At 37.1% G+C, this 13,651-nt stretch carries 11 protein-coding genes; 1 reads left to right on the forward strand and 10 read right to left on the reverse strand.

Annotated features, from left to right (window positions below; genetic code table 11):
• Window positions 1–18: 18 nt before the first annotated feature.
• The 3 genes from BLR79_RS00990 to BLR79_RS01000 are packed head-to-tail and all read right to left on the reverse strand — an operon-like array spanning window position 19 to window position 2,687.
• Complete coding sequence (locus BLR79_RS00990; RefSeq protein ID WP_092083978.1) at window positions 19–801, reverse strand: ABC transporter ATP-binding protein; 783 nt, start codon at window positions 799–801, stop codon at window positions 19–21.
• A 9-nt stretch (window positions 802–810) separates the two neighbouring features.
• Window positions 811–1,698, reverse strand: a complete 888-nt coding sequence (locus BLR79_RS00995) for an ABC transporter permease (RefSeq protein WP_092083980.1) — start codon at window positions 1,696–1,698, stop codon at window positions 811–813.
• 2 nt (window positions 1,699–1,700) lie between these two features.
• Window positions 1,701–2,687, reverse strand: a complete 987-nt coding sequence (locus BLR79_RS01000; protein ID WP_092083982.1) for an ABC transporter substrate-binding protein — start codon at window positions 2,685–2,687, stop codon at window positions 1,701–1,703.
• A gap of 405 nt (window positions 2,688–3,092) precedes the next feature.
• On the opposite strand from BLR79_RS01000, the gene BLR79_RS01005 reads away from it, so the two are divergent.
• Window positions 3,093–4,787, forward strand: a complete 1,695-nt coding sequence (locus BLR79_RS01005) for an Rqc2 family fibronectin-binding protein (protein WP_092083984.1) — start codon at window positions 3,093–3,095, stop codon at window positions 4,785–4,787.
• A gap of 37 nt (window positions 4,788–4,824) precedes the next feature.
• On the opposite strand, the gene BLR79_RS01010 is transcribed toward BLR79_RS01005, so the two are convergent.
• From BLR79_RS01010 to parC, 7 genes are all read right to left on the reverse strand, one after another.
• The gene (locus tag BLR79_RS01010; RefSeq protein ID WP_159427554.1) at window positions 4,825–5,511 is read right to left on the reverse strand and encodes a TlpA family protein disulfide reductase; all 687 of its coding nucleotides are present in this window, start codon (window positions 5,509–5,511) and stop codon (window positions 4,825–4,827) included.
• 19 nt (window positions 5,512–5,530) lie between these two features.
• Window positions 5,531–6,190: a cytochrome c biogenesis CcdA family protein gene (locus BLR79_RS01015; protein ID WP_092083988.1), complete on the reverse strand. Its 660-nt coding sequence runs from the start codon at window positions 6,188–6,190 to the stop codon at window positions 5,531–5,533.
• A gap of 19 nt (window positions 6,191–6,209) precedes the next feature.
• A complete protein-coding gene (locus BLR79_RS01020; RefSeq protein ID WP_092083990.1) occupies window positions 6,210–7,142 on the reverse strand; it encodes a manganese-dependent inorganic pyrophosphatase in 933 nt (310 codons plus the stop codon).
• Window positions 7,143–7,279: 137 nt separating this feature from the next.
• Window positions 7,280–7,723, reverse strand: coding sequence for an OsmC family protein (locus BLR79_RS01025; protein WP_092083992.1), 444 nt, complete (start codon window positions 7,721–7,723; stop codon window positions 7,280–7,282).
• Window positions 7,724–7,816: 93 nt separating this feature from the next.
• Window positions 7,817–8,587, reverse strand: a complete 771-nt coding sequence (gene pflA, locus BLR79_RS01030) for a pyruvate formate-lyase-activating protein (RefSeq protein ID WP_234970755.1) — start codon at window positions 8,585–8,587, stop codon at window positions 7,817–7,819.
• A gap of 28 nt (window positions 8,588–8,615) precedes the next feature.
• Complete coding sequence (gene pflB / locus BLR79_RS01035; RefSeq protein ID WP_092083996.1) at window positions 8,616–10,844, reverse strand: formate C-acetyltransferase; 2,229 nt, start codon at window positions 10,842–10,844, stop codon at window positions 8,616–8,618.
• Between the two features lie 347 nt (window positions 10,845–11,191).
• On the reverse strand, window positions 11,192–13,651 hold the full coding sequence (gene parC / locus BLR79_RS01040; RefSeq protein ID WP_092083998.1) for a DNA topoisomerase IV subunit A: 2,460 nt from the start codon (window positions 13,649–13,651) through the stop codon (window positions 11,192–11,194).

A 13,651-nucleotide genomic window follows, 5' to 3' on the forward strand; every position in this document is an offset into this window, starting at 1 on the left:
GATAAAGGTTCAAGTTTTTTACTCTACTTCTTGGGATAGTGACTCTAAAATCATATATAAATCTCCCGGAGTCATTCCTTGAATTTGATCTCTCGTATAGGCTCGGTGAATATGTCCTTGATACAACACTAATATTCGGTCACTATAATCTAATGCATCGGCTAGTTGATGAGTGATCATTAATGTCGTTAATTGATTTTGTTTAACGATAGCTACCGTTTCTTCCATGACTTGTTTACTTGTTTTAGGATCTAAAGCTGCTGTATGTTCGTCTAGTAACAATAGTTCAGGCCGTTTTAATGTGGCCATAAGTAACGCAACAGTTTGACGCTGACCTCCGGATAAATAATCAATTGGAACATCCAGTAAGGTTTCTAAATTTAAATTAAAGGGTTTGAGTAAATCAGACATTTTTTGTTTATTTTCTGGAGTTAGAGATCTTCTAAAACCTCGTTTTTCCCCTCTTAACTGAGCGAGCATTAAATTTTCAAATACTGTCATACGAGGAGCGGTACCCATTCTTGGGTCTTGAAAAACTCGTCCAATGTGCTTAGCATACTCTAAAGGATTCAAGTGATCAATTCGTTCATCAGCTAAGTAAATACGTCCACTATCTGCTGGTAACATTCCGGCTAAGATATTCAATAGTGTTGATTTTCCTGCTCCATTTGTACCGACTATACTTACTAGTTCACCTTTTTGAATTTCAAATTGGATGTCGCGTAAACCAATTACTTTTGAACCATCTTCGCGATAAAAATCTTTCGATAATTGTTCGACTTTTAATTGTATTTCATTCATTGTAATCCCCTACTTTACTTCATTAACAGTGCGCGAACCCATTAGCTTTCTTTTGAGAACGGGTAAGGCTAAAAATAGTGCTAAGAAAAATGCTGAGATAAGTCGAAAATCATTGGTACTAAAGCCTAATTGTAAAACACTGACTAATAACAAACGATAAATAATCGCTCCTATAAAAATTGTCATAAAGCGTTTTAAAAGTGTTAATTGTGGAAACAGAACTTCAGAAAGAACAATTGAGGATAGCGCGATAACAACTGTTCCCGTTCCCATCGTAATATCGGCAAAACCATTATCTTGAGCAATTAAAGCACCACTCAATCCAATCAGTCCGTTGGCCATCATAAGACCTAAAAGCTTCATTTTTGAAACAGGAATACCGAGTGATTTGGCCATTAATTCATTATCACCTGTAGCAATTAATGCTTGTCCTCGATCCGTTAAAAAGAAATAATAAAGGGATCCTATAAATAGAGTACTTATCGCAATACCGATAATAAAATAACGAACAATTAGTTGATCACTCAATTCAGTCAAATAATCAAAAATTGTCGAAATGCGACGTAAACTTTCATTCCCGCTTCCTAAAATACGTAAATTAATAGAATAAAGTCCAGTAAGGGAAATGATACTTGCTAAGATGGGAGGAATTTCAAAAAACACCATCAACATCCCCGTCAGTAACCCCGCTAACATACCAGCTATCAAAGCAGCAACACAAGCTACTAATGGAGAGTATCCTTTGGTCATTAAAGACACTGCCACTACCGCTCCCGTCGTAAAGGACGCTTCACTGGTTAAATCCGCAAAATTTAAAATTCTAAATGTAATATACATCCCAAGGCCCATTAATCCCCATAATACTCCTTGAGCCATTGCGTTTAAATAGACGGTCATTTTTATTCCTCCTTAGATACATCCGTAAATTCTTTTTGTATTCTTTCAGGTATATTAAGATCTAAGTAACTCGCTGTTTCACTACTATAAACACCTTTGGTTTTCTCAGCTTGTTGAATAGGCGTTGTTTCTGGAGTCCCTGTTTTTAATACTTCTAGCCCCATTTGAGCTGCCTGCTCACCAATTCCTTTTTGACTAATACCAATAGATGCAACCCCTCCAGTGCTCACCATCGCTTCAACAGTTGGGAAGATTGGAATTTGATAGTTATCTGTTTGAGTTACAAGCGTTTCAAAAGCGCTCGCGATGTTGTTATCTGTTGGAACAAAAACCGCATCCACTTTCGGCGCTAACTCTTGAGCAATCAGTTGCATATCTAAAGCAGTCGTAATAGAAGTCACTTCAACTTGAATACCTCTAGCTTCAGCAATTTCTTTTGCTTGATCGACTTCAAATTTGGAGTTATCCTCACTGTTTGTGTAAATCATACCAACCGTTTTAATCTCTGGTAAAAACTCTTCAATAACGTCAAACTGTTTGTCTAAAGGAGCGACGTCACTTACACCAGTAATATTTCCACCAGGTTTTTCTAAATGATCAACAAGACCTGCGCCCACAGGGTCAGATACACCCGCTAAAATAATCGGAATATCTTGTGTACGTTGTTGCAACGCTTGGGCAGCGGGGGTAGCGATCGCAAATATTAAATCAGGATCTTCTTCTACTACAGAATCAGCGATGGTCGATAACATGGACATATCACTTTGAGCATTTTGAATAGTTAACTTTAAGTTTTCTCCTTCAACATAGCCCGCTTCTTCTAACCCAGCAACTATACCTGAAGCAATTTCATCTAAAGATGGATGATTAATAGGAATAACGATCGCAACGGATAGTTCTTTTTCCTGAGCAAATCCTGTCAAAGAAATGGGAAGAAAACTGGTTAAAACTAAAATAATTAACATTAATCCTTGAATAAAACGTTTCATTGTTATTCTCCTTTCGAATTTAAACAACCAATATAATATCTCAAACAAAAAAGAGCTCGTTAACTCCTATGAAGTTAACAAGCTCTTTAGCCGGCACCCCACAGAAGTTATCCTTCATCGGTGCCTTAAAAGTGTTGGCACCATATATAAAGTCTCTCATGCTGAAGAGGCTGTATATATGGTGAACCCATTTTACAGCCTAAAAGTGATGCCAATCCCAGCTATTCAATTGTACAAAAATTGGTTTCATCATTTTTAGTCCTTTCCTGTTTGTTAAATGTATTATACTAATCCCTTAGGACAATATCAATCTTTTTATGAGATTATGATTAAATTGTTTAAAGTACATTCATTTTGGTTATTTGTTATAATAGTAACATCATCACCACACAAGGAGGTTTTCTCATGTCCTTTGATGGATTTTTTGTACACAGTCTCGTTAACGAATTAAAAGAGTCTTTGGAAAATGGTCGAATTAACCGTGTGTTCCAACCTTTTTCCCAAGAATTACATTTAGTGATTCGTTCTAACCGCAAAAATTACCGACTCGCTAGCTCGATTCACCCAGTTTATTACCAGATGCATTTAACGGATGAGCAGCCTACAAATCCTGCTAAAGCGCCTTTATTTGCGATGATTTTACGAAAGCATATTGAAAACTCGCAAATTTTAAAAATTCGCCAAATTCAAAATGACCGAATCATTGAATTTGAATTGAGCGGTCGCGACGAATTAGGAGACGCTAAAAGCTATTTATTAATCTTTGAATTGATGGGACGACACAGTAATATTATTCTAGTTGACCAACCTACGATGACAATTATTGATTGTATTAAACACGTCCCACCTTATCAAAATAGTTACCGAACTTTATTACCAGGAGCGAATTATCAACTCCCACCCCTTCGCGAAAATCAAGTCAATTTATTCGAATTAACTAAAAAAGAACGAGCCGAGTGGATTAAAAAACATCCTGATTTATTAGATCCTTCCTACCGTGGTCAAGCTGTGCAAGGATTAAGTCGCGCATCTAATCAGCTCATTACTTATTGGATTGAGCACGACAAATTAACGATCGAAGACGCCTTGGAGCGCTTTATCGAAAAAGCCTCGTCTCCAACGCCTACTCTGATAAAGAGTAAACAGGACATGGCGTTTTACTTTACTGATTTAGAATATATTAAAGGAGAGCGTCGAATCTTTAATAGTTTAAGCGAATTAATCAGTACTTTTTATAAACAAAAAATACTAACCGACCGTATTAGTCAAATGACAGGCAGTTTAATTCAGCGACTAGAGCACATTATTAAGCGCAATAAGCGTAAACTAAAACATCTTGCTAAAGACCGTATTCGGGCTCAACAAGCTGATCGTTACCAATTGTATGGTGAATTAATTCAAGCCTATTTGTATGACATTCATAAAGGTGATATTGAAGCGACTGTCATCAACTACTACACCAATGAACCAGTAACTATTCCTTTAAATCCGCAACAATCAGCTGTAGAAAACAGTCAGCGCTACTTTAAACGCTATACCAAATACCGGGATTCATTAAAGTTTATTGATCACCAAACAAGACTAGCTATGGACGAAAATGATTATTTAGAAAATATTTTACTTCAAATTGAACAAGCCGATATGGATGATATTGAAAGTATTAAAGAAGAACTCAATCAACAAGGCTATTTGAAAAAACAAAAGCGTTCTTCGAAAAGACATAGCCGGCCTTCTAAACCTCGTTTATTTATAACCCCGGATAATACGCGTATTTTAGTGGGACGAAACAATACCCAAAACGATCAATTAAGTATGAAACAAGCTAATAAAAATTATTGGTGGATGCATGCAAAAGATATTCCAGGAGCTCATGTCATTATCGAACACGACGACCCTAGTGCAGATACATTAGATTATGCTGCGATAATTGCTGCCTTTTATTCAAAAGCTCGAGATTCTGCAAATGTTCCTGTTGATTTAGTTCAAGTTAAACACTTAAGAAAACCTAACGGAGCTAGACCGGGATTTGTTATTTATGAAGGTCAACAAACCCTCTTTGCCACGCCAAAAGAAGAAACTATTCAATCGCTCCAAGTATAACAAAACGCCGAATCCTTCTAATAGGTTCGGCGTATTTTTATTGGATAATGTAATTAATAAATTGATCCATCGTTGCTTCAGTCACTTGACCTGGATAGTATATAATAACGTCTCCATTTTCATCAATCACAACTGTCGTAGGTAATGAACGGGCACCAAAAGCAATTTGACTGTTAAAATCTATATCAAAATAGACTGGAAGATTTAGACCTTCTTCTTCTAAATAGTTAAGAGCCACTTCTTGTGTTTCTGTAGGACGACTTTGAGTTGCATTTAACATAATAAAACGAATATCTTCGCTATATTTTTCGGCATACTCTTCAAAAAGAGGCATTTCTTCTTTACATGGCGGACACCAACTCGCCCAAATGTTAATAATTGTCGGTTGTCCATCTGCTAATAAATCCTTTAAATACACCGTTTCGCCCTCTTCAGTCAACATTTCGATGTTTGGGGTAGGTGGTTGCTCGGGAAGCTCTGGAGCAGTCTCTTTTGCTACTTCAGAGTTACTTTCTAAAGCCGTATTGCTTTCTATTTCAGCTATATCACTACTTTTTGATGAAAGAGAGGAACTTTCTATAGTGGATTCACTACCGACCATCGTTTTTGATTCTGATGTCTCTACGGCGACATCATTCGTACTAGTGGTTTGTGTGGTGTAGAACCAATAACTTCCTCCAAGTAATACAATCAACCCAGTCATTAATAAGACTAGTCGTTTCATATTCATCCTTCTTTCTATTTTAAGTTAAACTAATAAGCCAAGTTTCCAAATAACCCATCATCGTCAAGATTCCCATTAGAATTAAAAACCAACCAGAAAATAGTTGAATTTTACGATGATGATGCTTTAAGAAATCAAAAACATGACTTAACTCATCGACTAACAATGCTGAAATGACAAAAGGAATCCCTAGCCCTAAACAATAAGCTATTAATAAGCGCGCGGCATAAAAATAAGAATGTGATTGAACAACTAATGCTAACGCACTCGCTAAAAACGTTCCAACACATGGACTCCAACTTAAAGCAAACACGACACCCAAGGTCAACCCATTACTCCAAGGTAAAGACCACTGACGTGTCGATTGGAGTTTAGACATCATTGGACTATGTCTTAAAAAATCAATTCCGAGTAAAATTAAAATAACTCCTGCAAATCCATTAATCCACTGTCGGTAAATAATAAATAATCGCCCAACACTGGAGACAAATAAACCTAACATAACAAAGACAATCGAAAAACCCAAAACAAATAAGAGCGCTTCTTTTAAAATATGTTGGCGCTCTTTTGTTTGATCAGTTGATCCTGAAAAGTATGCTAAGTAAATCGGTAACATGGGTAAAATACACGGAGATATAAAGGTTAAAATTCCTTCGAAAAATAGTAATAAATACTGCACCTTTTGCTCCTATATCTACTTATTCTTGGCTGAATACTTCAGTTAATTGAGGGACAATTTGCGTCTTACGCGAAACTACTCCTGGTAAATCGAATTGATTATCAACAACGGACTGGTCGAAAGCTTTTTGAACCCCTTCTGCTCCGTCGCCGACAACAAAGCCAATCGAGTCATTTTCTAAAATATCAGTCACTACTAAAATACTGACGACTAAATTATTGTCTTGACGTTCTTTTTCAAGTAAGTTAACTAAATCTTTTTTACGAGCTAAGATTTCGTCAAATCCAATAACGTTTACTTGGCCAATACGGACAGTTTTTGGTCCCATTTCAAAGATTTTAGCGTCAGCATTTAAAATATCTGAATCACTACGGCTAGCTACATTTGTTCCCGCACGTAAGAAGTCAAGACCATAAGCTTCTAAATCAATATCAGCAAGCTTTGCTAAGGCTTGAGCGGCATCAATATCTTCTTGAGTACATGTAGGAGATTTAAATAATAAAGTATCAGAAATGATCGCAGAAACCATAGCACCGGCAATCTCTTTAGAGATTGTTAAATCTTTTTCGTTAAACATTTTATATAAAATAGTTGCGGTACATCCTACTGGCTCAATGCGTAAGTACATTGGGTGAGCCGTTTCAAAGTCACCAATCTTATGATGGTCTACAACATAGTCAACGCGAACATCTTTTAAATCAGCCACTGACTGTTGTGATTCATTATGGTCGACTAGCGCAACGCGGTCTGTTTCATTGGCGACGGTTTCTACAACTCGAGGCGCATTTAATTTAAAGTAGTTTAACATAAATTGAGTTTCATCATTAGGTGTCCCTAAAGCTACAGGCTCACTTTCATGGCCTAATTGAGTTAAATAGTCACTCATGACAATGGCTGAAGCAATTGTATCTGTATCTGGGTTTTGATGTCCAAAAACTAAATATTTATTCATCAATATTCCTCCTAGTATAGTTATCTAACACTTGTATTTTAGCACGATTCCCTTATTTTTTGAAGAAGTGCGCTTAACTTATCCTACTAAAGATAAAAAAGAAGTGGACTCACCCCACTTCTTTTAAGTCAATTAAACTATTTTTCATTGACGACACGAGTTAATTTTAGCGGCACGCCATTTTCTAAGCAATCGCCAACTGGACATTTAGATTCAATAAATTGAGCAAAAGATTCTAATTCTTCTTGAGTAGCCGTTGATTTAAAGTGCATTGAATAGCGAATTTCTTGAAATCCATTTCTAACGTCTGCTAAACCCATAAAGCCATCTGGATCCAAATCACCTTCAAGTTCAACATGGAACTCTTCCAAATCAATTCCTTGTGCCTTCGCGAACGCATAAGCTACGATCGTTTGACAAGATCCTAAAGCACACAATAAAGCTTCGACGGGATTCATCCCCGTATTTGTCCCGCCTAATTCTTCTGGTTCATCCATTGTTAGTTTAAACCCTCGAGCGGTAGATTCTACTTGAAGGCCTGTTGGTGTTTTTTTAGAAATTACTTTAAATGTCTCTTTCATCGTTAGTCTTCCTTTCCGCTATTGAACAAGAAAAAGAAAACACACCTTCTAAAAGACCCGCTAAGAGGTTTAATAGAAGATGTGTTCATTTATTTAACTATCTAAATACCCTGTATATTCAGCGGTTCTTAAAATGCGTCGCGCATTTTCAACTCGTTCTTTCGTCGGAGGCTCAATTCCTTCTAAACGGTAACGAATTCCCATTTCTTCATATTTATAAACACCCATCTTATGATATGGTAAAATCTCAAATTTTTGTACATTTTTAAGAGATGCAACAAAATCACTGAGACGATACAAATAATCATCATAATCCGTCCGCTCTGGAACGAGAACGTGACGAATCCAAACAGGGAAGTCTCGATCAGAAAGATATCTTGCCATTTCTAAAATATTTTCGTTTGGCATTCCAGTTAAACGCTGATGTCCTTTTGTATCGATATGTTTAATATCAAACAAAATTAAGTCAGTATATTTTAGTAGCTCTTCGAAACGACTAAAGAATGGCTCTCGAGTTGTAAAAGGCATCCCACACGTATCAATACATGTGTGGACTCCTTCTTCTTTAGCTAGTTTAAAATATTCAATTAAGAAATCAATTTGGAGCAAAGGTTCACCACCACTGACGGTGATGCCCCCTTTGTCGCCCCAAAAATTCTTATATTTTAATGCTTCATCAAGGAGTTGTCGTGGAGTGTACTCTGTTCCTCCGCCTATATTCCATGTGTCCGGGTTATGGCAATATTCACACCGCATACGGCATCCTTGTAAAAAGGATACAAACCGTATCCCGGGACCATCAACGGACCCAAAGCTTTCAAGGGAGTGAACATAACCAATGGTTGGTTTTTGTACTTGTTCCACTATCATTCTCCTTTACATTTTATTTTTGTTACATTGAACCGTGCATTGTACGGTTAATAACATCCATTTGTTGCTCACGAGTTAACTTAATAAAGTTAACAGCGTAACCTGATACACGGATTGTTAATTGTGGGTACTCTTCTGGGTGATCCATTGCGCGTAATAGCGTATCACGGTTGAATACGTTAACGTTTAAGTGGTGTCCACCGTTCTTAGAGTAACCGTCTAACATTGAAGATAGGTTTTCTTCACGAATATCTTCATCTTTACCTAACGCATCTGGCACAATTGAGAATGTGTTAGAAATTCCGTCTAAAGCACACTCGTATGGTAATTTAGCAACAGATGATAAGCTTGCTAAAGCCCCACACTTATCACGTCCGTGCATTGGGTTAGCACCTGGTGCAAATGGTTCACCTGCACGACGTCCGTCTGGAGTGTGTCCAGTTTTCTTACCGTAAACAACGTTTGATGTAATCGTTAAGATTGATGTTGTATGCTCAGCATCACGGTAAGTAGGATGTTTCTTAACTTTAGTCATAAAGTCTTTTAATAATTTAACTCCGATTTCGTCTGCACGGTCATCGTTGTTACCATACATTGGGAAATCACCTTCGATTTCATAGTCAATAGCTAATCCATCTTCATCACGAATTGTACGAACTTTAGCGTGTTTAATTGCAGATAATGCGTCAACTGCTACTGAGAATCCTGCGATACCAGTTGCCATTGTACGGTGCATATCTGTATCTTGAACAGCCATTTGAATACGCTCGTAACTATATTTATCGTGCATATAGTGAATACAGTTTAATGTATTAATGTATAGTCCTGCTAACCATTCTAACATGTCATCGTATTTATCCATTACTTCATCATAATCTAAGTATTCTGAAGTAATTGGTTGGTAACGTGGACCAACTTGTTGTTTAGATAACTCGTCCACTCCACCGTTAATAGCGTAAAGTAATGCTTTAGCTAAGTTAGCACGAGCTCCGAAGAATTGCATTTGTTTACCAACGCGCATTGCGGATACACAACATGCAATCGCATAGTCATCACCGTAGTGAGGACGCATAACTTCGTCGTTTTCATACTGAATAGCTGAAGATTCAATGGACATTTTTGATGCGAATGTTTTGAATCCTTCTGGTAAGTTTGGTGACCATAAAACAGTTAAGTTTGGCTCTGGTGCTGGACCTAAGTTAGATAATGTGTGTAAGAAGCGGAAACTGTTCTTAGTTACTAATGAACGTCCATCTAAGTTCATACCTGCAATCGCTTCCGTTACCCAAGTTGGGTCTCCTGAGAATAATTGGTTGTACTCTGGTGTACGTGCGAACTTAACTAGACGTAACTTCATAACGAAGTGGTCAACTAATTCTTGTGCTTCTTCTTCTGTTAAGACACCGTTTCTTAAATCGCGCTCGATATAAATATCTAAGAACGTTGAAACGCGACCTAATGACATCGCTGCACCGTTTTGTTCTTTAATTGCTGCTAAGTAAGCTAAGTATAACCATTGGAAAGCTTCGTGAGCATTTTCTGCTGGACGTGATAAATCAAATCCATAAATGCTTCCTAATTCTTTTAGTTCTTCTAAAGCGCGGTATTGTTCGCTTACTTCTTCGCGTAATTGAATCACTTTGTCAGACATTTGACCGTTTCCGATGTTGTCGTGGTCATTTTTCTTTTCTTCCATTAAGCGATCCACACCGTATAAAGCTACACGACGGTAGTCACCGATGATACGTCCACGTCCATAAGCATCTGGTAGTCCAGTAATAACTCCAGAACGACGTGCAGCGCGCATTTCTTTAGTATACACATCGAAAACACCTTGGTTATGAGTTTTGCGGTATTCTGTAAAGATATGCTCAATTTCTGGATCAATTTCGTATCCATAAGATTCTAACGCTGCTTCAGACATACGAATACCACCAAATGGTTGTAAGCTACGTTTGAATGGTTTATCTGTTTGGAAACCAACGATTTTTTCTTTTTTAGCATCTAAGTAACCTGGGCCATGAGAAGTAATAGTAGATACGATTGATGTATCCATATCTAATACTCCACCCGCTTCAAGTTCTTTTTGAGAAAGATCCATTACTTGATCCCATAAATCTAATGTATCTTGTGTTGGACCTGCTAAGAACTCATCATCACCTTTATACTCTGTATAGTTTTCGTTAATGAAATCGCGTACATTAATTTCGTCTTGCCATTTTAACCCTTTAAAATCTTGCCATGCTTTCATGCAACGACCTCCTTAAAAATTTCACTTCCTGTGATCAACTTCACTTAAAGTATACCATAAACTTTTACAAATTGTAGTGATTCTATACAAAATTGTACATTTTTGTACAAAATGAACGTATTTTGTTTAATGGTTATATAAAACTGTACTATTTTTTGTATTATATTATGCCATTTTGTGAAATGAATCTTTTAATTAACCAATCTCTAATGAGTGCTTTTATAGGAATGGCAACGGTTTCTAACTCCACCTATCTCACTCCCTTATCTGTTATAGGAACAAAATTAAATCTGTTATAGTACAAAATAAAAAAGCAGGTTTTTAGCTTCAAACCTGCTTTAAATCCCTTAATCATCTAATAATGTCAATCGAGCAACATGCATGTTGAGTACTTTTCCAGCATCCTTTGCTTCTAGCGCGGTTCCGTTTGTTAAACGGGGCGTAATATTAATATCCGTACTTTCCAATTGAAGCTCTTTTCCTGTATCAAATTGAACGATAATCGGAACTTTTGGATTAATTAAAGCAATCGCATCAATTAATTCATGCGGGTTGGACTTAACGTGTTTCAGTAAGGTCATTCCTCGACTGCCGCGTCCAGCCGTAGCAACTTCCGATAGATCCATTCGCTTAATATTTCCTCTTTGAGTAAGCAACATAAGTTGCGGACGTTCAACTGATTGGTCAATAATAAATCCTTTAATGACCGAGTCATTTTCATGTAAATTAATCGCAATAACGCCTCTTGCTCTTAAACCAACTGGGTTAACTTCGTTTAAATCATAAGTTAAACCATAACTATCTTTAGTTAAAATTACCGCTTGATACTTAACGCCTTCTTTAGCGTGGTGAACTGCGACAACTTCATCGTCTTTAGATTTTAAATTGATGGCAACGGCTGTTCGTGTCTTATAACTGCGATACGTTGTAAACAAATGAAGATAAGTTTGCTTGATCATACCTTCTTTCGTCATAAAGACTAAAGTATCCTCTGACTCTTTTTCATCGGCGAGTGCTACAAAGACATTAACGATTTGTTCGCCGTCTTCTAATTGATAATGTTGGGATAAGTGAATACCCATATCTTTCCAGCGAATATCGGGCAGTTCATGAACGGGCAAGTGAATATAATTTCCTTTATTGGTGATAATTACAATCGCATCGTGGGTGCTTAATTCTTTAATAAATAATGGATAGTCAAATTCACGGCTACCTAAATCCATTGTATCCGACGCTCCAAAGGAACGTAAACTAGTTCGTTTTAAGTAACCTTCTTTAGTTACCGATACATAAACTTGTTCTTCAGGAACTGTTACGTGTTGTTCCACACTAATATCTTCAATTTTCTTTTCTAACTGCGTACGACGGTCAGTGGAAAAACGTTTCTTAATATCACGTAGTTCATTCACTAACACTTTATTAAGCGTTTGATCATCAGCTAAAATCGTTTCGTAAGTATGGATACGTTCATTTAATTCTAATTGCTCTTCTTTTAGAGCCACAATATCGGTGTTAGTTAAACGGTATAACTGGAGAGAAACAATCGCTTCAGCTTGGTCTTGACTAAATTCAAAACGATTCACTAAATTATCTTTTGCATTTTGTTTATTGTTACTTTGACGAATCGTTTCGATCACTTCGTCTAAAATAGACATCATATAAATAAGACCTTCAACAATATGGTGACGCTTTTTATCTTGATCTAATTGAAATTGCGTACGACGAGTGATCACTTCTTGTTGATGTTCAATATAAGCATTTAAAATATCTAATAAGCCAACCACTTCTGGACGTAAATGATTAATCGCAACCATATTGAAATGATAATTTACTTGTAATTCGGTGTTTAACAGTAAATAATTTAAAATGCCTTGAGCGTCAACTTCTCTTCTTAATTCAATCACAAGTCGCAAACCTTGACGGTCTGATTCATCTCTTACTTCAACAATTCCATCCACTTTCTTTTGAAGACGAATATCGTCAATTTTTTGAATCAGTTTTGATTTATTCACTTCAAAAGGTAGTTCAGTGACGACGATTTGGGACTTATTTCCGCGAAGTTTTTCAATTTCTGTCACTGATCGGACGACAATTCGTCCTTGGCCCGTTTCATAAGCTTTCTTAATACCTTCAAATCCTTGAATGATTCCACCCGTTGGAAAATCTGGGGCTGGAATAAATTCCATAATTTTATCTAACGTAATACGTTTATGAGTTAGCATATAGATCAAGCCGTCAATAACTTCATTTAAATTATGAGGCGGAATCTCTGTTGCATAACCGGCTGAAATCCCTGTCGCTCCATTGACTAAAAGATTAGGAAACCGAGCGGGTAGTACGACGGGTTCTTCTAATGAATCATCAAAGTTTAAGACATAGTCTACCGTTTGGTAACGAATATCTTGAAGTAACTCTTCAGCAATTGGCGATAATCTAGCTTCTGTATAACGCATCGCTGCTGCCGGGTCGCCGTCCATACTTCCGTTGTTTCCATGCATATCAATGAGTGGTTCGCGCAATTTCCAGTCTTGAGACATACGAACCATTGCTTCATAGACTGACCTATCCCCGTGAGGGTGATAGTTACCGATAACGTTACCGACTGTTTTAGCGGATTTTCGGTAAGGTTGGCTAGATAAGTTACGATCTTGATACATCGCGTATAAAATTCGGCGCTGAACAGGCTTTAAACCGTCTCGAATATCCGGCAAAGCACGGTCTTGGATAATATATTTCGAATACCTTCCAAAACGATCACTCATGACACTTGCTAAAGACATTTCTTGAATTGTCTCATGTTGAGCCAT

Source organism: Dolosicoccus paucivorans (assembly GCF_900100125.1).
Taxonomy (GTDB): Bacteria; Bacillota; Bacilli; order Lactobacillales; family Aerococcaceae; genus Dolosicoccus; species Dolosicoccus paucivorans.